Origin of the sequence: Pseudomonas sp. B21128 (assembly GCF_044218865.1) — a bacterium.
Lineage (GTDB): Bacteria > Pseudomonadota > Gammaproteobacteria > Pseudomonadales > Pseudomonadaceae > Aquipseudomonas > Aquipseudomonas iridis.
On record NZ_CP162590.1, the window covers coordinates 3,104,427 to 3,128,660 of the forward strand.

Here is a 24,234-nt window from a genome sequence, read left to right on the forward strand (position 1 = left end):
ATGAGTGGCAATTTCCTCGCTCTGGCACAGCCGGGCGTGCAACAACTTTCGCCTTACGTTCCGGGCAAGCCTGTGGACGAACTGGCGCGCGAGCTGGATCTGGCCCCGGCAAAAATCGTCAAGCTGGCAAGCAACGAAAACCCGCTGGGTGCCAGTCCCAAAGCCTTGGCGGCGATCCGCGAAGAGCTGGCCGAGCTGACTCGTTATCCCGATGGCAACGGCTTCGCGCTGAAGTCCTTGCTGGCCGAGCAGTGCCGCGTCGAGCTGAACCAGGTCACCCTGGGCAACGGCTCCAACGACATTCTTGAGCTGGTGGCGCGCGCCTATCTGGCGCCGGGCCTCAACGCTGTGTTCAGCGAACATGCGTTCGCGGTGTATCCGATCGCGACTCAAGCGGTCGGCGCTCAGGCCAAAGTAGTGCCAGCCAAGGATTGGGGGCACGACCTGCCTGCAATGCTGGCGGCCATCGATGCCAACACCCGCGTAGTGTTCATCGCCAACCCGAACAACCCGACCGGCACCTGGTTCGGCGCTGAAGCGCTGGACGAGTTTCTGCAGGACGTTCCGGAGCATGTGCTGGTGGTCTTGGATGAGGCCTACATCGAGTACGCCGAAGGCAGCGACTTGCCGGATGGTCTGGACTTCTTGGCGGCGTATCCGAACCTGCTGGTTTCGCGCACCTTCTCCAAGGCCTATGGCCTAGCGGCATTGCGCGTCGGCTACGGTCTGTCGACTCCGGTAGTGGCGGACGTGCTGAACCGTGTTCGACAGCCATTCAACGTCAACAGCCTGGCCCTTGCGGCTGCCTGTGCGGCGTTGAAAGACGAGGAGTACCTGGCGCAAAGCCGTCAGCTCAATGGGTCCGGCATGCATCAGTTGCAAGCGGGTTTCCGTGAGCTGGGTCTGGGCTGGATCGAGTCCAAAGGCAACTTTATTTGCGTCGATCTCGCTCAGGTGGCGGCTCCGGTGTTCCAGGGTTTGCTGGCCGAAGGTGTGATCGTGCGTCCGGTGGCCAATTACGGCATGCCGAATCACCTGCGGGTCACCATTGGTCTGTCGGCCGAAAACAGCCGTTTCCTTGAAGCGCTGCGCAAGGTTCTGGCTCGTGGGTGATGTCACTGCGCTGCAATATGCTGCACCTATGATCGGTCGCCTTGTGGTGGTTGGTCTGGGGTTGATCGGTGGTTCGTTTGCCAAGGGTTTGCGCGAAAGCGGTGTTTGCCGCGAAGTGGTTGGGGTCGATCTCGATCCGCAATCGCGCAAGCTGGCGGTCGAGTTGGGTGTAGTGGATCGCTGTGAAGAGGATCTGACGGCTGCGTGTCAGGGCGCTGATGTGATTCAGTTGGCGGTGCCGATTCTGGCCATGGAAAAAGTCCTCGCGCGTTTGGCGAGCATGGACCTGGGGCAGGCGATTCTGACTGATGTCGGCAGCGCCAAAGGCAATGTGGTGCGCGCAGCGACCGAGGCGTTTGGCGGCATGCCTGCGCGGTTCGTGCCGGGCCATCCGATTGCCGGCTCCGAGCAGAGTGGGGTGGAAGCCTCCAATGCCGAACTGTTCCGTCGTCATAAAGTGATCCTGACGCCGCTTGAGCAAACCGATCCGGCTGCGCTGGCGATCGTTGATCGGTTGTGGCGCGAATTGGGGGCTGACGTCGAGCACATGCAGGTCGAGCGTCACGATGAAGTGTTGGCCGCAACCAGTCATTTGCCGCACCTGCTGGCTTTTGGTCTGGTTGACTCGTTGGCCAAGCGCAATGAAAACCTTGAGATCTTCCGTTACGCTGCCGGTGGCTTCCGCGATTTCACAAGAATCGCCGGAAGCGACCCGGTGATGTGGCACGACATCTTCCTCGCCAACCGCGAGGCTGTTCTGCGCACACTCGATACATTTCGCAGCGACCTCGACGCCTTGCGCGACGCGGTCGATGCAGGGGATGGGCACCAATTGTTGGGCGTTTTCACTCGCGCCCGGGTTGCCCGTGAGCATTTCAGTAAAATCCTGGCCCGCAGGGCCTATGTGGACGCTATGAATTCCAACGATCTGATCTTCCTGGCTCAACCTGGTGGCCGCCTGTCCGGTCGGATTCGCGTACCGGGCGATAAATCCATTTCCCACCGCTCGATCATGCTCGGTTCGCTGGCCGAAGGCGTCACCGAAGTCGAAGGTTTCCTTGAGGGCGAAGACGCTCTGGCAACCTTGCAGGCGTTCCGCGACATGGGCGTCGTCATCGAAGGCCCGCATCATGGTCGCGTGACCATTCACGGTGTCGGCCTGCATGGCCTGAAGCCTGCGCCGGGCCCGATCTATCTGGGCAACTCCGGTACATCGATGCGTCTGCTGTCCGGCCTGTTGGCGGCGCAGAATTTCGACAGTACCCTGACGGGCGATGCTTCGCTGTCCAAGCGTCCGATGAATCGCGTGGCCAATCCGCTGCGTGAAATGGGCGCCGTGATCGAAACCGCCGCCGAAGGTCGTCCACCGATGACTATTCGTGGCGGTCACAAGCTCAAAGGCCTGACCTACACCATGCCGATGGCCAGTGCGCAGGTGAAATCCTGCCTGCTGCTGGCGGGTCTGTACGCTGAAGGCAAGACCACTGTCACCGAGCCTGCGCCAACCCGCGACCACACCGAGCGCATGCTGCGTGGCTTCGGGTACCCGGTGAGCGTTGACGGCGCGACGGCTTCGGTCGAGTCCGGCGGCAAGTTGACCGCAACTCATATCGAAGTGCCGGGCGACATCTCATCGTCAGCGTTTTTCCTGGTGGCGGCTTCGATCGCCGAAGGTTCCGAGCTGGTGCTTGAGCACGTTGGCATCAATCCGACCCGTACCGGTGTCATCGACATCCTGCGCCTGATGGGTGCGGACATCACGCTGGAAAACCAGCGTGAAGTCGGCGGCGAGCCAGTGGCTGACTTGCGCGTGCGAGCAGCCAAGCTCAAAGGTATCGAGATTCCGGAGGAGCTGGTTCCGCTGGCCATCGACGAGTTCCCGGTGCTCTTCGTGGCCGCCGCCTGTGCCGAAGGGCGCACAGTGCTGACCGGCGCCGAAGAGCTGCGGGTCAAGGAATCGGATCGTATCCAGGTCATGGCGGACGGTTTGCTGGCGCTGGGCGTCAAGTGCGAACCGACCCCGGACGGCATCATCATCGACGGCGGCCAGATCGGTGGCGGCGAAGTGCATGGTCACGGCGATCACCGCATTGCCATGGCTTTCAGTGTTGCGTCATTGCGCGCTACCGCACCGATTCGCATCCATGATTGCGCCAACGTCGCGACATCGTTCCCGAACTTCCTCGCGCTGTGCGCTCAGGTCGGCATTCGTGTGGCACAAGAGGCTCAGTCGTGAAAAACATTGCACCGGTCATCACCATTGATGGGCCAAGCGGCTCGGGCAAAGGCACGGTCGCCGGGATTCTGGCCAAGCGTCTAGGCTGGAATCTGCTGGATTCCGGTGCGCTTTACCGCTTGCTGGCGTTTGCTGCGCACAACCATGGTGTCGACCTGACCAATGAGGAGTTGCTGAAGAAACTTGCCGCTCATCTGGATGTGCAGTTCATTGCGGCGACCGACGGTCAGCTGCAACGCATCATTCTGGAAGGTGACGAAGTCAGCGATGTCATTCGCACTGAAAGCGTCGGTTCCGGCGCTTCGCAAGTGGCTGCGTTGCCGGCTGTACGCGAGGCGCTGCTGCAGCGTCAACGCGCGTTCCAGGAGGCGCCGGGTCTGGTGGCCGATGGTCGCGACATGGGTACGGTGGTTTTTCCGACCGCACCGCTGAAGATTTTCCTGACCGCCAGTGCCGAGGAGAGGGCGCGCCGTCGATATTTGCAGTTGAAGGGCAAAGTCGAGGGTGTTAGTCTGTCGAGTCTGCTAGATGAGATCCGTGCACGCGATGAGCGTGATACCCAGCGCGCAGTAGCCCCGCTCAAGCCGGCGGCTGATGCCATACAGCTGGATTCCACGGAGTTGTCCATCGATCAGGTGCTTGAACGCATCATGAGCGAGATCGCCATTCGCGATATCGCCGGGTGACCAAGAAGGTCGCAGGGGACCAGTCATAGTCCTGCGGCGCTTCTTCTATATGAAACTAACCCACACCGTCTGGGGTGTGGAGATGGGCGTATCCTTCGCCCTCATTTACAGGAATTAAAATGAGCGAAAGCTTTGCGGAACTCTTTGAAGAAAGCCTAAAAACCCTGAACCTTCAGGCAGGCTCCATCATCACCGGTGTTATCGTTGATATCGATTACCAGGCTCGCTGGGTAACCGTTCACGCTGGCCTGAAGTCTGAAGCACTCATCCCGCTTGAGCAGTTCTACAACGACGCTGGCGATCTGACTATCAATGTCGGTGACGAAGTTCACGTTGCTCTGGACTCGGTTGAAGACGGTTTTGGTGAAACCAAGCTGTCCCGTGAAAAAGCCAAGCGCGCTGAATGCTGGATCGTTCTGGAAGCTGCCTTCGCAGCCGAGGAAGTGGTCAAGGGCGTTATCAACGGTAAGGTTAAAGGCGGCTTCACTGTCGACGTTAACGGCATCCGTGCGTTCCTGCCAGGTTCCCTGGTTGACGTCCGTCCAGTGCGCGACACCACGCACCTGGAAGGCAAAGAGCTGGAATTCAAGGTCATCAAGCTGGACCAGAAGCGCAACAACGTTGTCGTTTCCCGTCGCAGCGTCCTGGAAGCCGAGAACTCCGCCGAGCGTGAAGCTCTGCTGGAATCCCTGCAGGAAGGCCAGCAAGTCAAAGGTATCGTCAAAAACCTCACCGATTACGGCGCATTCGTCGATCTGGGTGGCGTGGACGGCCTGCTGCACATCACCGACATGGCCTGGAAGCGCATCAAGCATCCTTCCGAGATCGTCAACGTTGGTGACGAAATCGACGTTAAGGTTCTGAAGTACGATCGCGAACGCAATCGTGTTTCCCTGGGCCTGAAGCAGCTGGGCGAAGATCCATGGGTTGCTATCAAAGCCCGTTACCCAGAAAGCACTCGCGTTACCGCTCGTGTCACCAACCTGACCGACTACGGCTGCTTCGCTGAGCTGGAAGAAGGCGTTGAAGGTCTGGTACACGTTTCCGAAATGGACTGGACCAACAAAAACATCCACCCTTCGAAAGTCGTACAAGTCGGCGACGAAGTGGAAGTTATGGTTCTGGACATCGACGAAGAGCGTCGTCGTATCTCCCTGGGCATCAAGCAGTGCAAATCTAACCCATGGGAAGATTTCTCTGGCCAGTTCAACAAGGGCGATAAAATTTCCGGCACCATCAAGTCGATCACCGATTTCGGTATCTTCATTGGTCTGGACGGCGGCATCGACGGCCTGGTTCACCTGTCCGACATCTCCTGGAACGAAGTTGGCGAAGAAGCTGTTCGTCGTTTCAAGAAGGGCGACGAGCTGGACACCGTTATCCTGTCGGTTGACCCAGAGCGCGAGCGTATCTCCCTGGGTATCAAGCAGCTGGAAAGCGATCCGTTCTCCGAGTACGTTCAAGAGAACGACAAAGGCGCCATCGTTAAGGGCACTGTGAAAGAAGTTGACGCCAAAGGCGCCATCATCGTTCTGGCCGACGATATCGAAGCGACTCTGAAAGCCTCCGAAATCAGCCGTGACCGCGTTGAAGACGCGCGCAACGTTCTGAAAGAAGGCCAGGAAGTAGAAGCCAAGATCATCAGCGTTGACCGCAAGAGCCGCGTAATCCAGCTCTCCATCAAGTCGAAAGATGATGCTGAAGAGAAAGAAGCTATCCAGAGCCTGAAGGCTGAAGAAGCTCCTACCGGCGACACCACCATGGCGGCACTGCTGCGCCAGGCAATGGCCAAACAGAACTAAGTTCTGCTTGATCATTAAAAAGGGCGACTTCGGTCGCCCTTTTTTGTGCCTGCGATTTAGTGCGTCACTTCAGCGCGTGAAACCAATTCCTTTGCTCGTAGGTCTGTTTCTTTAATCGGATCAATCGCCTATTCACGTCTAAGCTTGGTCTTAAGCGTTTAGTCGTCGGGCAGTTGCCTGGCATAAGGAAGTGGATGAACAAGTTTATTTTCGTTGCAGCAGTGCTGGCGCTAGCGCTGGCAGGGTGCACTACAAGTGCGAAGACCCATGCTGTGCGCGGCGTCAGTGGTATCGAGGTCGACTGCTCCGGGCTGGGCTCTGGCTGGGAGAAGTGCCAAAAGCGTGCGGCGAAGGAGTGCAAGGGGGCAGGTTACAAAGTGATTACGCGATCTGACGATGCCATGGATGAGGATGATTACCCGTTCGGCTTCAATCCTGCCGGGCTCGTGACTCGGACCATGTTGGTGATTTGTCGCTAATCTCGCATGATCCGGTCAGGTGTGATGCCCTGAAAACGGGCACATCGACGCGTAGAAAGATATGTCAATCCCTGGGCTGTTCAAATTCTTCCGGGCGTGCTAAAACCTTTCAAGCGCTGATCTAGCTGCTTGAAAAAGAAGGGAAAAATATGACGAAGTCGGAGTTGATCGAACGAATTGTCACCCATCAAGGGCTGCTCTCATCCAAGGATGTGGAGCTGGCTATCAAGACCATGCTTGAACAAATGTCCCAATGCCTAGCCACCGGTGATCGCATCGAGATTCGTGGGTTCGGCAGCTTCTCTCTGCATTATCGCGCGCCGCGCGTTGGTCGCAATCCGAAAACCGGCCAGTCCGTCAGTCTGGATGGCAAGTTCGTTCCGCACTTCAAGCCAGGTAAGGAATTGCGCGATCGGGTGAACGAAGAAGAGGAAGAGGGGGTTTGACCGTGGTTATTTTTCAGGGGGCTGGTCATGCGTAACTTGAAGCGCATACTTCTCGGCGTATTTATTCTTATGCTGGTGTTGGTGATTTTGGCGTTTGTGCTTGAAAATCAGCAATCAGTGTCTTTGTTGTTTCTTGGTTTGTCCGGGCCGCGGATTCCGGTTTCGCTGGTGGTGGTTTTAGCGTTGCTGGCAGGCATGTTGATTGGTCCGGTACTGAGCTGGTTTCTGGGGCGATCGTCCAGAGCGGCACGCAAACGTCTTGTCTGAAAACGTCATAAGCAGAGCGTCTGTCGAAATTGCGCTTCAACCTGTTTATATCCATTAGTAAAACGTTCATTAAGCTGTAAAATGCTCCCCTTGTTCGATATTGGCACATTCCACATCGATTCAGACTGACTCTGACAAAAGCCGCTTGGATGAGGGTTTTTGCATTCATGGATTAGACCGCGCACGTTGGTGGCGCCGTCCGCAGCTCAAGGGTATGTTTTCGCGTGAAAATTTTAGTAACCGGCGGCGCCGGGTTTATCGGCTCGGCAGTCATCCGTCACATCATTTCCAACACTACCGACGCAGTAGTTAACGTCGATAAGCTGACTTATGCCGGTAACCTCGAGTCCTTGGCTGATGTCAGCCAGAATTCGCGTTATGCATTTGAGCGCGTTGATATCTGTGATCGTGATCAAATCGACCGCGTCCTTCGTGACCATCAGCCGGATGCGATCATGCACCTGGCTGCGGAATCCCACGTTGATCGCTCGATTACTGGTCCGTCCGAGTTCATCCAGACCAACATCATCGGCACCTACACGTTGCTTGAGGCTGCGCGCCACTATTGGGCTGCGCTGGATGATGCGCGGAAGGCGAACTTCCGTTTTCACCATATTTCGACTGATGAAGTTTATGGTGATCTCGAAGGTCCGGAGGATCTCTTCACCGAAACCACTCCGTATCAGCCAAGCTCGCCTTACTCGGCCAGCAAGGCCAGTTCCGACCATCTGGTTCGCGCCTGGGCTCGTACTTATGGCCTGCCGACCTTGGTCACCAATTGCTCGAACAACTATGGCCCGTGCCATTTCCCCGAGAAGCTGATCCCGCTGATCATTCTTAACGCGCTGGAAGGCAAGCCGCTGCCTGTGTATGGCAAAGGCAATCAGGTGCGTGATTGGCTTTATGTCGAGGATCATGCTCGAGCGCTGTACAAAGTCGTCACCGAAGGTGTCATCGGTGAGACTTACAACATCGGTGGGCATAACGAAAAGCAGAATATCGAAGTCGTGAATACCCTTTGCGCACTTCTCGACGAGCTTCGTCCTGACTCTGCGCATCGCCCACACGCAAACCTGATCACTTATGTTCAGGATCGTCCTGGCCATGACCAGCGTTATGCCATTGATGCGAGCAAAATTCAGCGCGAGCTGGGCTGGACTCCGGAAGAAACCTTTGAATCCGGTATCCGCAAGACTGTTGAATGGTATCTGAACAATTCTGAGTGGGTCGAACACGTCAAGAGTGGCGCCTATCAGCAATGGATTGATCAGAACTACGCGGATCGTGCTAACAAGGCATGAAAATCCTGCTGCTGGGTAAGAACGGGCAGGTGGGTTGGGAGCTTCAGCGCTCCCTTGCTCCGCTTGGCGAGTTGATTGCGTTAGATCGGCAGACGGTTGACGGCTTATGCGGCGACTTGGCTGATCTGTCGGCTTTGCGTGACACGATTGCCCGGCTCAAGCCGGACGTTATTGTCAACGCAGCCGCCTATAACGCTGTGGACAAAGCCGAGTCGGAACCCGAGCTCGCCATGCAGGTCAATGCACTGGCGGTAAAGATGATGGCCGAGCAGGCGTTGCAAATGGACGCCTGGCTAATTCATTACTCGACTGATTACGTTTTTGACGGTCAAGGCAATATGCCTTGGCGGGAAACCGACATCGCCGCGCCGTTGAATCACTATGGCGAAAGCAAACTGGCGGGAGAGCAGGCTATCCAGGCGTCAGGTTGCAAGCATCTGATCTTTCGCACTAGTTGGGTGTTCGCGGAGCGTGGGCAAAATTTCGCCAAGACCATGTTGCGTCTGGCCAAGGACCGTGAGGAACTGAGCGTCATTGCGGATCAGATTGGGGCGCCCACAGGGGCTGACCTTATCGCGGATATCACTGCGCTCGCGTTGCAGAAGTCTTTGACTCGACCTGAGTTGGCTGGCTTGTATCACTTGGCCGCCAGTGGCGAGGTATCTTGGCACGGTTATGCCTGCCATGTGCTCGGTTTCGCAAAGGCCAATGGCGAAGAGCTTGCCGTGCAGACTATCAGTCCGATCAACGCGGTTGCTTACCCGTCACCCGCTCGTCGCCCGCTTAATTCGCGATTGAATACTCAGAAGCTGCGCGACAATTTTTCTCTACACTTGCCGGATTGGCAAAGTGGTGTAACTCGAATGCTTAGGGAAGTTCTTAACAAATGACCACCATAAATCGTAAAGGCATCATCCTCGCCGGCGGCTCGGGCACTCGTCTGCATCCGCTTACCCTCGGTGTGTCCAAGCAGATGCTGCCGATTTACGACAAGCCGATGATCTTTTATCCGCTGTCGGTACTGATGCTCGCCGGGATGCGCGAAATCCTGATCATCTCTACACCGGAAGATCTGCCATGCTTCAAAAAGTTGTTGGGTGATGGCAGTGTTTATGGCATCAAGCTGACTTATGCTGAACAACCTAGCCCGGACGGTCTTGCTCAAGCCTTCATCATCGGTGAAGAATTCATCGGTAAAGACCCTTGCTGCCTCATCCTGGGTGACAACATTTTCTACGGTCAGCACTTCTCGGATAACCTGCGCTCCGCCAGTTCGCAGCAGCATGGTGCCACTGTGTTTGGCTATCACGTCTCCGATCCCGAGCGTTTCGGAGTGGTCGAGTTCGACGCTACCGGCCGTGCCTTGAGCATCGAAGAAAAACCGCTGAAGCCAAAATCCAACTATGCGGTAACCGGTCTGTACTTCTACGACAACAATGTTGTGGAAATTGCCAAGAACATCAAGCCGTCCGAGCGGGGTGAGCTTGAAATTACCGATGTGAACAGCGCCTACCTTGATCAGAAGTCTCTCAGTGTCGAGATGCTCGGTCGAGGCTTTGCTTGGCTGGACACCGGCACGCACGACTCGCTATTGGAAGCTAGTCATTTTGTGCACACAATTGAGCAGCGTCAGGGCTTGAAGGTCGCGTGCCTCGAAGAAATTGCCTATAACAATGGCTGGATCACTACCGAGCAACTCGCGTCTCAGGCGCAAGCCTTGAAGAAAACCGGTTACGGTCAGTATCTGCAAAAGTTGCTGGACACGCCTTCTCGCTGATTCGAAAGTACAGCGTCCCAATCGGTGCGTTCAACCGCTGTTAGCAGGAATGGCATGCCAGTAAAACATCCCAAGATTGCAGTTTTGCTGGCTGCCTATAACGGCATGCAGTGGATCGAAGAGCAAGTAGCTTCGATCCTTGGACAGCAAGCCGTCGATGTCACTATTCATATCAGCGTTGACTTGTCTGACGACGGTACTGAGGCGTGGTGCGAGGAGCTTGCCGCCGCCAATGGTCGCGTGATTCTCTTGGCACGCGCAGGTCGTTTTGGCGGTGCGGCTCGCAATTTTTTCCGGTTGATTCGAGACGTTGATCTGCATGGCTATGATGCTGTGGCGTTTGCAGATCAGGATGATATCTGGCATTGCGATAAATTGGCGCGCGCTATGGATGTGATCGCCGCGCGCGGTGTTGATGCCTATTCGAGTAATGTCACAGCGTTTTGGCCCGACGGTAGAACCATTCTGCTCGACAAGAGTCAAGCACAAGTCGACTGGGACTTCCTGTTCGAAGCGGCGGGCCCAGGTTGCACTTATGTGTTGAGTGCTGTGCTTGCCAAATCGCTGCGCCAGGAAGTTATCCGGGTTTGGGAGCAGTTACAGCAAGTCACTTTGCATGACTGGTATTGCTATGCGTTTGCCCGCTCCCATGGGTTCAAGTGGTTCATTGATTCACGGTCCAGCATGCTTTATCGGCAGCATGAGAATAATCAGGTGGGAGCCAATATCGGGCTCTCATCGTTGTTGCAGCGTTACGCGTCCATCCGGGAGGGCTGGTGGTTCAGGCAGGTAAGGATCATTGCATTGCTTGTTGGTGTGGATAACCTGCCCTTTGTCAGAAGCTGGCTGATGTTGAGGCGGCGGGATTTTCTGTTGCTTTCCCTGCGATGCTCACAGTGCCGCCGTCGATTACGAGACAAATTTTTATTTTTCTTCGTTTGTTGTATGACGGCTATTGTTGGAACGAAAACCTGATCGGGCGTTGAAATGAGTTGTGTTTTTTATGGCCGCTCGAAGCCTAACTATCGGCAATAAAATTTCTCTATAATCGCTCGCTTCGTAAAGGAAGCGAAAGGGGCTCGAGTAGCGCGAGTGCTGGAGACTATTCTTTAGGCTCGCCGACCGGCGTTTAATTGCAGTGGAGCATACAGTGGCAAGCCCCCAGTCCGCGGATTCCTCCAGCGCTAACCTGGATTTCGAAGCTGTCGAAGTGCCAGAAGTGGGTGAGTCCGTCGCGATATTGATGTGCTCCTACAACGGCGAACGGTTTCTTTCCGAGCAGTTGGCGTCAATTGAGCGTCAGGACCATACAAATTGGCGCCTGTTCGTTTCCGATGATGGGTCGACCGACTCGACGCTGAGTCTTTTGAAGGATTTCCAGGCGCGTATGGGGGGCGAGAAGGTAACATTGCTTTCTGGCCCCCAAACCGGTTTCGCCAGTAACTTCATGTCACTCACCTGCCGCGACGATATCAGTGCTGATTTCTTTGCCTGGTCGGATCAGGATGATATCTGGGGTACCGATAAACTGAGCGCCGCATTGACGTGGCTGCATGAAGTGCCGGCGGACGTTCCTGCACTGTATGCCTCTCGTACTACCCTCGTGAACGAGGAGGGCGTGATGGTAGGGATCACGCCTCTTTATTCTCGCGCATTTGGATTTCCCAACGCCTTGGTTCAGAACATTGCCGCCGGCAATACGATGGTATTCAATCGTGCTGCGCGTGAACTGTTGAGATCTAATGCGCGTCTGAGCATCGTCGCTCACGACTGGTGGGCCTACCTGCTGGTGACTGCAGCCGGTGGAACATTCTATTTCGACGAGTTTCCCCATCTTTTTTATCGCCAGCATGAGGCGAATTCGATCGGTGCCAATACCGGGCTCAAGTCGACTATCGTACGAATTCAGAAGCTGTTTCAAGGTCGGCTGGGTCGCTGGATTGATCAAAACATCAGTAATCTGGAGGCGGTAGAATTTCTCCTTACAGAGCAAAATCGTGAAGTGTTGCAGCGATTCAAAATCGCCCGCACCCGAAAACTCCCCGGCCGACTATTCGGTATTTGGCGCTCAGGTGTCTACCGTCAGACTCTAATGGGAAATGTGGGTTTGCTGGTCGCTGTAATTTTTAAAGGGGTTTGATCAATTATGTATCAATGGAGTTTATTTATGAGTGTCATTGAGGTTGCTGGCTGATGCAGATATTTTCAGCTTCGCCCGGTGTTATGTTTACCAGCGTTTGGCGCAACCGTGCGCTAATTGCCGCGTTGATCAAACGAGAGGTTATTGGCCGTTATCGCGGCTCTTTCATGGGAATCCTCTGGTCTTTCTTCAACCCTATCGTGATGCTCTCGATCTACACATTTGTATTCAGTTTTATTTTCAAATCTCGTTGGGTAGGCGCCGGTGATTCCAAATCGGAATTCGCGTTGATACTCTTCGCGGGATTGATGGTCTTCAACCTGTTTTCCGAGTGCGTCACTCGCGCGCCGAACTTGATAATTTCAAATGCCAATTACGTTAAAAAGGTCGTGTTTCCTCTGGAGATATTGCCGTGCGTGATAGCTGGCGCGTCGTTGTTTCATGCGCTGGTGAGCTTGATTGTCTGGACAGTGGCCTACTGGATTGTATTTGGAATGCCACCGGTCACAATGTTCTATCTCCCTGTGGTTATTGCCCCGTTGTTGTTGATCATTCTAGGGCTTTCCTGGGGGTTGGCTGCCCTTGGTGTGTACATGCGAGACGTCGCCCACTTCATTGGCTTAGTCACAAGCGGCCTGATGTTCCTGGCGCCTATTTTCTATCCTGCCACCGCAGTGGCGGAGGAATACCGCTGGATGCTGCAACTTAACCCGCTGACCGCTGCGGTCGAAAACGTCAGAAGCGTTCTGTTTTTCGGGCAGCAACCAGATTGGCAAGTGCTTGGAATTTATTCATGCGTCGGAGTACTGGTCGCTTGCCTTGGCTTTGCCTTTTTCCAGAAAACCAGAAAGGGGTTTGCCGATGTCCTCTGAAATTGCAATCACGCTGCAGGATGTCAGTAAGTGTTACCACATCTATGACAAACCGCGGGATCGACTGGCGCAAATGCTTGCCGGTCAACGCAAGCAGTACTTCCACGAGTTCTGGGCGCTACGGAACGTTTCGTTCGACATCAAGCGAGGCGAGACTGTCGGTATTGTCGGCCGCAACGGCAGTGGCAAGTCCACGTTGCTTCAGGTCATCTGCGGCACATTGAACCAGAGTTCCGGCCAAGTGCAGACTGTGGGCCGTATAGGCGCTCTGCTTGAGTTGGGATCTGGTTTCAACCCAGAGTTCACCGGGCACGAAAACGTTTACATGAATGCCGCAATCCTGGGCCTGAGTCGTTCGGAAGTCGATGAGCGTTACGACGACATCACAGCTTTTGCCGACATTGGCGAATTCATTCATCAGCCGGTCAAGACTTATTCGAGTGGCATGATCGTTCGTCTGGCCTTTGCGGTTCAGGCGATGGTGGATCCCGATATTCTGATCGTCGACGAAGCCTTGGCGGTCGGGGATGAGCGTTTTCAACGAAAGTGTTTCGCTCGCCTTGATGAGTTGAAAGCCAAAGGCACTTCCATCCTGTTCGTATCCCATTCAGGGCCGCAGGTCGTTGAACTCTGTGATAGAGCGATCCTGATGGAGCGCGGCGAACTGATCTGTACTGGTTCGCCAATGAGCGTCGTGCGGGCGTATCAAAAATTGATCTATGCCCCTGTAGATGAGCAGCCGAGATTGATTGAAGAGTTTCGGCAGATCGGAAGCGAGAGGGTTGCGATCGAAGCTGACGAAATCAAATCCTTGGATGCTGAGGAAAAGGCCTCGGACGATTTGTATTTCGATCCGGGAATGGTTCCCGAGTCCACGACAATCTACCCGGAGCAGGGTGCGCGTATCGACTCCTTCGAGATCTTCGACAAGCTAGGACGGCGCTGCAATGTCCTGCAGGCTGGTGGTGACTACGACATCGTTATGACTGGCGAGTTGACGGCCTCCGTCTCTCGAGTTTTTTTTGCAACGCATGTGCGGACGGTGTCAGGCGTTGTGATTACCGGGCAGCGCTTTCCTGACGAAGGCCATTACTTCGAATGCGATGGAACAGACCGGGCATTCAAAGTCACCTTCAGCTTCAAAATGGTCATGATGCCAGGCGTATACTTTGTCGGGGGAGGCGTATGGTCGGAAAGCGAGCCGACCTTGTGTCACCGCATTCTGGATGCACTCATGTTCCGTCTTGTGTCGGATCAGGGTACAAGATCTTTTGGTTATATGGACGTCTCTAATAATGAGCCAGCAATTGAACTACTCTGACATCATTCCCGCGGAACCACATAAACCCTTTGGCGGTGTGCTCGGCGGCGTCTTTGGCTCCAAGGATCGTACCGAATTTTACAAAACCATGTTGATCACAGAATGCAGCGAGATTGTTTCGTTGATCAATATGAGCAGTGAAATGATTGTGCCTAAGTGGAACGAGCCGGTCGGTCTGTTGTGGATCGATGGCGACCACAGTTATGAAGGTGTAAAGCGTGATTTCGAATGCTGGTTGCCACACGTAGCTGAGGGTGCCTGTATTGCTTTTGATGATGCCTCTGACCCTGTGCTGGGGCCGCGTCTTCTGATCAATGAGCTACTCACGACGCAGGCGTACGAAGAGTGCATCAGCGTTGGCAAGGTATCCGTTCTTAAGAAAAAACAATAAGCCAGAGAGGACGGTAATGACGAGCACTGACGACCAGCTTTTGCTGGATTTTCTGACATGGAACAGCTGTGTTTCACAGGAGCGAAAATTATTCTACGTAGCGACCCCGAAAGTGGCTTGTACATCACTGAAATGGTGGTTCGCTGAGTTAGAAGGCGTTGCCGAAGCAGTTCGACAACTCAAAACCAGCTCCGAGACTGATCCTGAGCTTGTCATTCATGACTCGTTGAACATTGTTGCGCCGCAACTGAGCCTTCGTTCGCAGGAGCAATTGCAGGAAATCAAGACAGGCGGTTTTTTCAGCTTCGCTCTGGTGAGAAATCCATACAAGAGACTTTTTTCCGCTTGGCAGTCAAAAATATTGCTGCGCGAACCGTTACAGATTGAGGCCTATCTCGATCAGGCATTTGTTGCATGCCCGGTTGAAACCATGCTCGATGTTGCTGCAGCGTTCGAATGCTTTCTGGAGTATTTGAATACCTATGAGGCCGGTGACTTCCAGGACTGGCATTGGGCGCCGCAATACGAATTGCTCAAACCTCAACTATTTCCATATAGCGCTGTGTCGAAGATTGAGGATACTGGTGGGTTGAATGAGGCCTTACGTGCTCATTTAGGCGACGCTTACGTTAATCCTTTCACTTCTTCAAAGGCCAATGAGAGCCTGATTCCTTATCTACCGGAATTTATCAGCCCACGATCGAAAGCGCTGATTGAGCTGCTGTATGCAGATGACTTTGAATTCTTTGACTACTCAACCGAGCTGCCGCCGGCCAAAGAACAGTTTTCGCAAGAGAACTTGACGTTGGCGCTGAAGGGGATCGAGCTTTTGCGCGGCCGGCATTTGCGGATTGCCGAAATGCGGCAACATTGCAGTGCCGAGTTTTCTGCACTGTTGAAAGACAAGGAATGGCTGGTGGGGCAGCGCGATACCTGGATGGCTGTTTGCAAAGAAAAGGAAACTGAGCTAGTTGAGCTGCAAGGTTACTGTGCTGGAGAGGCCCAGAGGCTGGAAATGGCGCATGCGGAGCTGGAGCGGTTGAAAGTCGAGATTGCGCAAACCAATGTTGCACTCGCGCATTCGAATAACGAACTCCAACACGCGAACCAGGAACTGGCCAAGAGCGTCGTCGAAAGTAAACAGATTGAAGCGGAGCTGGCAAAGAGCGTCGTCGAAAATAGACAGATTGAAGCGGAGCTGGCAAAGAGCGTCGTCGAAAATAGACAGATTGAAGCGGAGCTGGCAAAGAGCGTCGTCGAAACTAGACAGATTGAAGCAGAGCTGGCCGAGAGCGCCGTTGAAAGCAGGCAGCTGGCAGCAGAGCTGGCCAAACGAAATGCCGAAGCAGCCAGTCTGCAGACGGAATTAGCCGAGATAAAATCAGACGTGTCTCGCTTAATGTTCGAGCTGGAGCAAGCGAATGCCGATTGCGTTCAATCGAAATATGAGTTGGCGCAGACAAACTCGATGTTGGCACAATCGAATTCCGATTTGGCACAATCAAATTCCGAGTTGGCACGATTGAAGTCAGACTTGGCTCGATCCACCATCGAGCTGGCTCAATCCGGCAGTGAACTGGCACAGTCCAATTCTGAACTGGTTAATTCGAATTCAGAGCTTGCACGTTCTAACTCAGAACTGGCGCAATCCAATGCTCAACTCGACTGGTCAAAAAACGAGCTCATAAGGTTGCAGCAAACGATCTCATCGATGATATTTGAGCAAGAGGCATTTGCACTTAGGCATAAGCGATACCTGTCGTTTCACCGTTTCGTAGAGTCTGGTTTGGTTAATCGGTTGCGCAAGGCAGGGCGGCTCTTGAAAGGGCGCAAAGGAGAATAAAGAGTGGCAAAGGTTTCTGTTGTACTTACTTCTTATAATCATGAGAAGTTTATCGGGCAGGCGATCGATTCTGTTCTTCGTCAGACGTTTACTGATTGGGAGCTTATTATCGTCGATGACGTTTCACCCGATGGTTCCTGGGCCGTTATCGAAAGTTACAATGATCCCAGAATCAAAAAGATTCAGAATGACAGAACGCGACGTTATATCTACAACATTAACCGTGCCGTCGAATCACAAAGTACTGGTGAATACATTGCGATTCATCACTCGGACGACGCCTGGGAATCGGACAAGCTGGAAAAGCAAGTGGCCGTGCTGGAGGCAAATCCCGGCGTAGGCGCAGTGTTTTCGCACGTTCAATGCATTGACGAGAACAACCGTCCTCTTGTTGTCGAATGGTTCAATCAGCCGAACAAGCCGCGCACAGCGTGGTTGCGTTCCCTGTTCTTTAACGAGAACCAGTTGTGCCACCCAAGTGCGCTGGTCAGACGAAGTGCTTATGAACAGGCCGGTCTGTACAGAAGCGCTAACGCGCAGACAGACGATGCTGAAATGTGGACACGGTTGTTGATGATAGCCGACATCCATGTGGTTCAGGAAAAGCTGACTTTGCACCGGATTTTCTCGGATCAGTCCAATGAAAGCGGTGAGCGGCCGGATAGGCGCGCTCGGATGTGGCTGGAATGGTACTTGCAAAAGAAGCACTACATTGGCATGTCCCTGGCTGACGTTCTTGCGGCGTTTCCTGAGAGTGAAAGGTGGGTGACACCGAAGGGCGCCAATAGTGGATACCTGCTGGCCATGTTCGCAATCCAGATTGGTGGTTGCCCAGGTACCCGGCTTTTCGGTGTCGAGCTTCTTTATCAATTGATGAATAATTCTGAAGAACGAGCAGACATCGAAGCGCTGCATGGCTTTACTTATCTCGATTTCATCGCGCTCACTGGCCAAGAAGATTTTTTCAACCCGGCTGCCATAGCGCCGGTGGCACCAAGGCAAATCCCCAGCAATCCGTTGCGGCGTTTTGCCGGTAAGGTCCTGCGTAAACTCCACGTATTGTAAACACACGGGTCGCTGAATAACCGATCAAGCCTGCACTTCGGTCGGGGAGGGAGGGGGGCAGAGTTTCGCTTTCAGAGATTTGAAAGCGGCGCTGGCGCTTATCGCATAAAGGCATCTGTGATGATAGGGCAGTAAATGAAGGTAGATCTAAAAATCGTGACTGCTGCCCTCTTTTTCGCCCTGATTGCGGTAGGCGTGTTGGCTTTCGTGCGCTGGACAGGCGTTGGCAAGGTGATGGAGTCGCCAGTGCTGGCGCAAGCCGAGCCTGTGCTTCCGCGTGGGTTGGACGTGAAATTGACGACTGGCGAAGTCACGCTTGAAGTACAAGCATGTGATATCAGCGCTTTGCACGAGGAGTTTTTCCTGCACCTTTATCCTGCCGATCCTTCGCTCGCGGAGCCTGAAGGGTTCATAAGTCAGCAATTCAATCTCAAGAAGCTGAAACCAGTTGTGAACCAGAATCGGGCTGGCGTTGCTTCCTGCCATTACCGTGTGGAGTTTTCGCCGACTGTACTCACACGTGTTTCACTGGGTCAGTTCAGGATGCCGAATGGGCGTTGCTGCGAAGTGCTTTGGATTAAAGACGTGAAATTCGATGAATAATCTTCAAGCAATAGGCACGCCTCCTGATGCTCATCGTTCCTTTGGTCTGGATGCCTGTCGAACCATTGCCTGCCTGCTCGTTGTTTTCGGGCACATGCTTGGGCATTCGGATCCTCATCCTTTGTTGGCGGGTTTAGCGTTTCTTGCGACGTTTGGCGTGGATTTATTCTTCTGTCTGAGTGGCTTTCTGATCGGCAGAATTCTTCTGAAAGAAGCGGCGCATTGGCGCGAGCAGAAGATGGGCGGGCTTACAGGATTCTGGTATCGACGGTGGATGAGAACCCTGCCGCTTTATATCTTTTTCTTTTTCGTGTCACTGCGTTTCGACTGGGCTGGTGCGACCACGCTCGCCGAGCAATTTCACTATTTAGTGTTCGCGCAGAATTTTGCGTGGAACATGACCGATTTTTATCGGTTGTCATGGAGTTTGGCGGTTGAAGAGTGGTTTTATTACACCTTTCCGCTAGTCATGTTGTTAATGATTGGCCTGGGTGCAGGCGTCAAGCGTGCGGCAATGATCGTTATCATGGTATTCATGATTGTTCCCTTTATCGCCCGTATTGGCTTGCCAATTCAATCAGTGCGTTATGATGATGCACGATATGTTGTTCTATACCGGCTGGATGCCATCGGTTTTGGAGTAGTGATCGCCTACCTATATACTTGGCACCGTCCGATTTTTGAACGTCTTGCGAGATGTTGGTATGTCCCCTTCGTGTTTGCTGTAGTGATGATGGTCATGACACGACAGGGCCTGCCTTGGACAGCCGGTAGCCAGTTTCTGCAATCGATTTTCTTTACGTGCTCCGCGATAATTTTTGCGGCATTGATTCCCGCATTTTTCAGTTTGCATGCTTCGCGTTCGGACATGCTTAATCGTTTTGTAAAATATACCAGTCTGATTTCATACTCTATCTATCTTGGTCATACTTTTGCATTTATATTTGTGATGAGTATGTTGAGTCGATATGGGGTGTATGAGCGTGTTTATACAAATCCATGGCTTGTTTATCCAGTTTTAATTGCGTGCGTTTATGCGTTCGCTCATCTGACCTATACCTTTGTCGAGAAACCATTCTTAAGGCTTCGCGATGTAAGCGGTCTGTCAGTGCTTAAATTTTTTAAAGATTTTCAGCGTTTCGGCGCAGGGAAGTAAGTTTTTACTATGTCAAACTCCGCGCACTACAATTTTCCACCTGTCATGGGTCCGGGCGAAATGAGCAAAAGATATAAAGCCGCAGAGCACTCTGACGGTCTTCAGTCATGTAAAGTTCTTGTGGTCAGTCGTTCCAGCGATGCCCTTCAAGATTTTGCCGATCTGTATCGGTCGTTACTAGGTCAGACATTCCAAGCGTGGAAGTGGCTGATTTGCTGTAGTGGAGTTGAAGAGCAGCCATTGAACCCTGCGTTTCTTCAGGCGGTGGCCGAGGACAAACGTGTCCTGATTAAGGGGGGCGCAGATTGCACGGTCGCGAATGAGATTTGGGCGAGCCCTGAATATATTGTTCTGGCTGATGCAGCGATTGAGTTCGATCCGACGTTTATTGAAAAGGGAATATGGTGCCTTGAGTCGAACCCGGAGTTTGCTTTCTGCAATTCCTTCGGCGTAGTGCCCGGAGTGGGGGGGGGCGCAATACAGCAGAGCTTGAGTGAGGGGAAATATTATCTTGAAAACCCTCATGCAAAGGTCAGAGGTATCCTCGTACGCAAATCAGTCATTTTGCAAGTATTTGACCAAGTAGCGCTCTTGCCAGATGGTCGGGAACCTACGTCGTTGCTTAGTCGGTTGGCGGATGCTGGGTTTTGGGGGTTCACCATTGCCGAATTCCTTCAAACCTGCAAGAGCTTGCCGCTGCAGGAAGGCGTTGATGCTGCACTTTCGATGTCTCTAAAACCTGTACCGAGTCCTCAACGACGCTATCCATCCGCTTACGAGACGCTGCCTGAAGGCGTTTCCTTCGACAATCCACTGGAATTCAATGCGCACGGTAGAAGAGTGATGTTTCTGCTGCCGTGGATGGTTGAGGGTGGGGCCGATCGAGTCAATATAGATCTTATTCATGGCCTGGTTAGTGGTGGGGCCGACGTGACAGTTTGCGCTACGCTCGAGGCTGATCATCGTTGGCTGGACAGGTTTAAGGAGCTGACTCCGGATATCTTCATCCTGCCCAATATTCTGTCGCTATCCGATTTTCCGCGTTTCCTGTTGTACCTCATTGCCTCCAGGAACATTGATACAGTGTTGGTTGCCGGGAGTACTTTGGGTTACCAGCTCCTTCCTTACTTGCGTACCGAGGCACCGAAGACGACATTTGTGGACTTAAGCCACACTGAGGAAATGCACTGGCTCAATGGCGGCCATCCGCGATTCGGTGTGGGTTACCAAGATGCACTGGACATGAATGTGGTCAGTACCGGCCATCTGGCCAAATGGATGGCTGAGCGTAACGCTGACTCTACGAAGATTCGGGTTATGTATACGGGAATCAAATCTCATCCGGTTTCTCTCTCTCAAGCCCAGCGTACTGAAACTCAGCGTGCCTTAGGTCTGGACGAGCATGCATTGACCATTATTTTTGCCGGGCGCATGTGTAACCAGAAGCGCCCGCTGAAATTGGCAGAGATTCTTGCGGCACTGAAACAGACAGGTATTCGCTTCAATGCATTGATCATCGGTGATGGTGAGTTGCGTCCGGCGTTTGAAGCATTGATTGGACAGCATGAGCTGGCTGCAAACGTTCATGTGCTGGGGGCGAAGTCCCATGCTGAGTGGCTTTCGTTGCTTGCGATTTCCGATGTGCTGTTGATGCCTTCGGAGTATGAGGGGATTTCGGTCGCGCTTCTTGAGTCCATGGCGGCGGGTGTTGTACCTGTTGTTGCGGATGTGGGGGGGCAGGATGAGTTGGTTGGGCAGGAAACCGGGTATCTTATTCCTCATGGCGAGGATGAAGTGAACCACTATGTCAGCGTACTGCTAACCCTCTCGAATGATGCGGTGATGCGCGAGCAAAAGGCGCAAGCGTGCCGGCAACTGATCGAAACCCATTACACGGCGGCGGCGACTAATCGTCAGTGGCTTCAAATACTGGATGAGGCCCAGGCTAACCGGGAACGATCAACCCAGCCGTTTTTGCCAGCAGGTTTGGCAAGGGAGCTGGCAACGACAGCTGTGGAGAACCGGCGTGTCACGACATACCTGGATTATCTTTATAGCACTCACTGCCTGACAAACGAGGCGCAAACAGTGGTGTCGATCGAGGACGGGATTTCGCGTTTGCTATTGGCGAAACTTCGCCAATACCGATTGTTTAAATACTTGCTTGAACGGCCTGTTATAAAAAGGATCATGCAAAAGCTGAAAGCTCTGATTTCTTGACGCTTTTTGGCTTTTGTGTTACTTTTTTTGTCATTTTTATTGACGATTAATGTCAATCTATTTGCCACGGCTTCGATGTCGGTCGAGAGTTTTTATGAAAATTACAGTATTTGGTGGCGGCGGTTTTATTGGATCGACTATTGTTGATCGCTTGTTGTTAGATGGCCATTCAATTCGAGTTTTTGAGCGACCGCGTGTAGTTGAATATCGTACATTTTTACCTCATGAATCTGTCGAATGGATGACAGGTGATTTGTCTTCGGTCAGCGATGTAAATAAAGCAGTAGAAGGGGCAGACGCTGTTTTTCATCTTGTCTCCACCACGCTGCCGAAAAGCTCGAACGAAGACCCGGTTTACGATGTGCAGAGTAATGTGGTTGCGAGTTTGCAGTTGCTCAACGCGATGGTTGCGCACAAGGTTGGCAGGATCGTTTTTATTTCCTCCGGCGGCACAGTTTATGGCGCTCCGAAGTATCTGCCTATTGATGAAAAACATCCCACAGATCCCGAAGTTTCTTATGGTATTACGAAGCTGACCATCGAGAAATATCTGCAGATGTATAACCATCTTTATGGCATAAAGCCCATTGTTCTCCGGGTTGCCAATCCTTACGGTGAGCGCCAGCGTGTCGAAACCGCGCAGGGCGCTGTCGGTGTATTCATCCATAACGTTTTGAAGGGATCGCCGATAGAGGTCTGGGGTGATGGCAGTGTCGAGCGCGACTTCCTTCATGTCAGTGATGTGGCTGAAGCATTTGCCAAGGCTGCTACATATTCGGGCAGCGCCAGTGTCTTTAATATCAGCTCAGGTGTAGGCACCAGCCTCAACAGCCTCATGTCGATGATCGAAGAGGTCAGCGGTGAGCCGGTTGCGAGAAACTACAAACCTGGACGGTCTTTCGATGTGCCAGTCAGCGTGCTTAGCAATGATTTGGCGCGGGACGAGATGGGATGGGAGCCCAAGGTGTCGATGAAGGAAGGGATCGTTAGAACCTTTGAATGGGCAAAAAACGAAATGCAGAAGTGAGGATGGCTGGGTGAGTTATTGTCTGCTCGCTGATAGCGTTTGTTCCAGATGAGGGTGCTACTCACGGTTCATCAGTTTTTCCCGGATTATTCTGCGGGCACTGAAGTTTTGACCCTCTCCGTTGCGCGCGAATTGAAATCACGTGGGCATGAGGTCAGGGTCTTTACTGGCTATCCGGAACGCGAGGCGCTCGGGGATCAGGAGCGATTCGATCAATATCAGTACGATTCAATTCTGATTGATCGCTTTCGGCACGCTTATGTGCCCATGGGCGATCAGACATCAAAAATCGAAATCGGCTATGACAATCATCTGGCGGCTGACTACTTTGAGCGTTTGCTCAATGAGTTCAAGCCGGATGTCGTTCATTTTTTTCACCTGAATCGTCTCGGCGCAGGCCTGATCGAGAAAGCGGTTAATGCCGGTGTTCCCGCTTATTACACGCCCACCGACTTCTGGAGTATTTGCCCCACTGGGCAACTGCTTCGTTGTGGAGGGCGCACGTGTATCGGGCCGAGTCCGGATGTGGGTAATTGTGTTGTGCATTTTGCCGCCAGTCAGCTTCCTGATCGGATTGGAAAGCTGGTGACAGCAGTGCCGGACAGCGTCAGCGATATGCTGGTAAGAGTTGTTCGCTCGCCTCTGATGCCTGCCGGATCTCTAGTGGATGAGGTGCGGGCGCTGAGTGGTCGCCTTGAACGCAATGTTCGACGGCTGAATCTCCTGCAGGGAATCATCGCTCCGAACCGAATGATCGAGGCATTGTTGGTGCGCAATGGTGTGCGGTCTGACATCGTGGTCAGATCGTCCTATGGCATCAATCTGGACCAGCCGGTGGTGAAGCGGGATCGTACGCTGGGTGAGCGTCCATTGGTGTTGGGGTTCATTGGCACCCTTGCGTCACACAAGGGCTGTCATGTCCTTCTGGAGGCCATCCAGCGTTTTTCTTCCCGCGAAATACAAGTTGAAATTTACGGGAAGCAAAGTGACTTTCCTGACTATGTGGCCCGGTTGCACCAATTGGCGGGTGGCAACGAAGCAGTAAAGTTTTGTGGCACATTTTCCAACGAAGAAATATTCGCTGTGTTGGGTGGATTGGATGCGCTGGTAGTGCCATCTGTCTGGAATGAAAATACGCCGCTGGTGGTCTATTCGGCCAAAGCTGCCGGTTGCCCTGTTGTGGCGTCCGACGTGCCTGGAATCGCTGAGGCTGTTACGCATGATTTCGACGGATTGCTGTTTGATCCGGGTAGTGTCGATGGGCTGGAAAGCGCCTTGAAGCGATTGCTCGCCGAGAGAGGTTTATTGCAGCGCCTGTCGTTAAATTCCATTGCTCCAAAATCTGTTTCTACTTATGTGGATGAGTTGTTGCAGATATGGACATTACCCGTGTAAACCAGTCGGATATTTGTCCTGTCCATGTTTTCCTTGGCGAGGAGAGGCTGTGGGTCTATTCTTCACGCTTAATTCTGAGTTTGGATTCTAAGCC

At 53.2% G+C, this 24,234-nt stretch carries 22 protein-coding genes; all 22 read left to right on the forward strand.

All coding sequences use genetic code 11. The features are described from left to right. A complete protein-coding gene (hisC, locus tag AB4P91_RS13835; protein WP_395603008.1) occupies nt 1–1,113 on the forward strand; it encodes a histidinol-phosphate transaminase in 1,113 nt (370 codons plus the stop codon). 28 nt (nt 1,114–1,141) lie between these two features. After that, entirely contained in the window at nt 1,142–3,349 is a 2,208-nt protein-coding gene (locus AB4P91_RS13840; RefSeq protein WP_395604964.1) for a bifunctional prephenate dehydrogenase/3-phosphoshikimate 1-carboxyvinyltransferase, read from the forward strand. Then, nucleotides 3,346–4,035: a (d)CMP kinase gene (gene cmk, locus AB4P91_RS13845; RefSeq protein WP_047302446.1), complete on the forward strand. Its 690-nt coding sequence runs from the start codon at nt 3,346–3,348 to the stop codon at nt 4,033–4,035. The genes AB4P91_RS13840 and cmk overlap by 4 nt, the downstream gene beginning before the upstream one ends. A 119-nt stretch (nt 4,036–4,154) precedes the next feature. Then, nucleotides 4,155–5,837, forward strand: coding sequence for a 30S ribosomal protein S1 (gene rpsA, locus AB4P91_RS13850; protein WP_053122458.1), 1,683 nt, complete (start codon nt 4,155–4,157; stop codon nt 5,835–5,837). 194 nt (nt 5,838–6,031) lie between these two features. Then, entirely contained in the window at nt 6,032–6,316 is a 285-nt protein-coding gene (locus AB4P91_RS13855; RefSeq protein ID WP_150593097.1) for a hypothetical protein, read from the forward strand. Between the two features lie 149 nt (nt 6,317–6,465). Next, nucleotides 6,466–6,762, forward strand: a complete 297-nt coding sequence (ihfB, locus tag AB4P91_RS13860) for an integration host factor subunit beta (RefSeq protein WP_003189779.1) — start codon at nt 6,466–6,468, stop codon at nt 6,760–6,762. Nucleotides 6,763–6,789: 27 nt separating this feature from the next. Continuing rightward, complete coding sequence (locus AB4P91_RS13865) at nt 6,790–7,029, forward strand: lipopolysaccharide assembly protein LapA domain-containing protein (RefSeq protein ID WP_150593098.1); 240 nt, start codon at nt 6,790–6,792, stop codon at nt 7,027–7,029. Between the two features lie 224 nt (nt 7,030–7,253). Further along, nucleotides 7,254–8,330 (forward strand): dTDP-glucose 4,6-dehydratase, encoded by a 1,077-nt coding sequence (rfbB, locus tag AB4P91_RS13870; protein WP_150593099.1) that lies wholly within the window; start codon nt 7,254–7,256, stop codon nt 8,328–8,330. Next, entirely contained in the window at nt 8,327–9,220 is an 894-nt protein-coding gene (gene rfbD, locus AB4P91_RS13875) for a dTDP-4-dehydrorhamnose reductase (protein WP_395603009.1), read from the forward strand. Before rfbB ends, rfbD begins: the two co-directional genes overlap by 4 nt. After that, nucleotides 9,217–10,107 (forward strand): glucose-1-phosphate thymidylyltransferase RfbA, encoded by an 891-nt coding sequence (rfbA, locus tag AB4P91_RS13880; RefSeq protein ID WP_150593101.1) that lies wholly within the window; start codon nt 9,217–9,219, stop codon nt 10,105–10,107. The genes rfbD and rfbA overlap by 4 nt, the downstream gene beginning before the upstream one ends. Before the next feature lie 54 nt (nt 10,108–10,161). Further along, complete coding sequence (locus AB4P91_RS13885; protein WP_150593102.1) at nt 10,162–11,082, forward strand: glycosyltransferase; 921 nt, start codon at nt 10,162–10,164, stop codon at nt 11,080–11,082. A 175-nt stretch (nt 11,083–11,257) separates the two neighbouring features. Beyond that, the gene (locus tag AB4P91_RS13890; RefSeq protein ID WP_395603010.1) at nt 11,258–12,247 is read left to right on the forward strand and encodes a glycosyltransferase family 2 protein; all 990 of its coding nucleotides are present in this window, start codon (nt 11,258–11,260) and stop codon (nt 12,245–12,247) included. 53 nt (nt 12,248–12,300) lie between these two features. After that, the gene (locus AB4P91_RS13895; RefSeq protein WP_150596230.1) at nt 12,301–13,119 is read left to right on the forward strand and encodes an ABC transporter permease; all 819 of its coding nucleotides are present in this window, start codon (nt 12,301–12,303) and stop codon (nt 13,117–13,119) included. Beyond that, nucleotides 13,109–14,440 (forward strand): ABC transporter ATP-binding protein, encoded by a 1,332-nt coding sequence (locus tag AB4P91_RS13900; protein WP_150593105.1) that lies wholly within the window; start codon nt 13,109–13,111, stop codon nt 14,438–14,440. The genes AB4P91_RS13895 and AB4P91_RS13900 overlap by 11 nt, the downstream gene beginning before the upstream one ends. Next, complete coding sequence (locus AB4P91_RS13905) at nt 14,415–14,831, forward strand: class I SAM-dependent methyltransferase (protein WP_395603011.1); 417 nt, start codon at nt 14,415–14,417, stop codon at nt 14,829–14,831. Before AB4P91_RS13900 ends, AB4P91_RS13905 begins: the two co-directional genes overlap by 26 nt. 16 nt (nt 14,832–14,847) lie before the next feature. Next, nucleotides 14,848–16,674, forward strand: coding sequence for a sulfotransferase family 2 domain-containing protein (locus tag AB4P91_RS13910; RefSeq protein WP_150593107.1), 1,827 nt, complete (start codon nt 14,848–14,850; stop codon nt 16,672–16,674). Nucleotides 16,675–16,677: 3 nt separating this feature from the next. Beyond that, nucleotides 16,678–17,739 carry a glycosyltransferase family 2 protein gene (locus tag AB4P91_RS13915; protein WP_150593108.1) on the forward strand — a complete coding sequence of 354 codons (1,062 nt, stop codon included), beginning with the start codon at nt 16,678–16,680 and terminating at the stop codon, nt 17,737–17,739. Nucleotides 17,740–17,874: 135 nt separating this feature from the next. Continuing rightward, nucleotides 17,875–18,342 carry a hypothetical protein gene (locus AB4P91_RS13920; RefSeq protein ID WP_224787087.1) on the forward strand — a complete coding sequence of 156 codons (468 nt, stop codon included), beginning with the start codon at nt 17,875–17,877 and terminating at the stop codon, nt 18,340–18,342. Next, nucleotides 18,335–19,498 carry an acyltransferase gene (locus AB4P91_RS13925; RefSeq protein ID WP_150686790.1) on the forward strand — a complete coding sequence of 388 codons (1,164 nt, stop codon included), beginning with the start codon at nt 18,335–18,337 and terminating at the stop codon, nt 19,496–19,498. The genes AB4P91_RS13920 and AB4P91_RS13925 overlap by 8 nt, the downstream gene beginning before the upstream one ends. 60 nt (nt 19,499–19,558) lie before the next feature. After that, nucleotides 19,559–21,718 carry a glycosyltransferase family 4 protein gene (locus AB4P91_RS13930; RefSeq protein ID WP_224787086.1) on the forward strand — a complete coding sequence of 720 codons (2,160 nt, stop codon included), beginning with the start codon at nt 19,559–19,561 and terminating at the stop codon, nt 21,716–21,718. Nucleotides 21,719–21,812: 94 nt separating this feature from the next. Continuing rightward, entirely contained in the window at nt 21,813–22,745 is a 933-nt protein-coding gene (locus AB4P91_RS13935) for an NAD-dependent epimerase/dehydratase family protein (RefSeq protein WP_150593111.1), read from the forward strand. Nucleotides 22,746–22,793: 48 nt separating this feature from the next. Further along, nucleotides 22,794–24,140 (forward strand): glycosyltransferase, encoded by a 1,347-nt coding sequence (locus AB4P91_RS13940; RefSeq protein ID WP_395603012.1) that lies wholly within the window; start codon nt 22,794–22,796, stop codon nt 24,138–24,140. Nucleotides 24,141–24,234 lie beyond the last annotated feature (94 nt).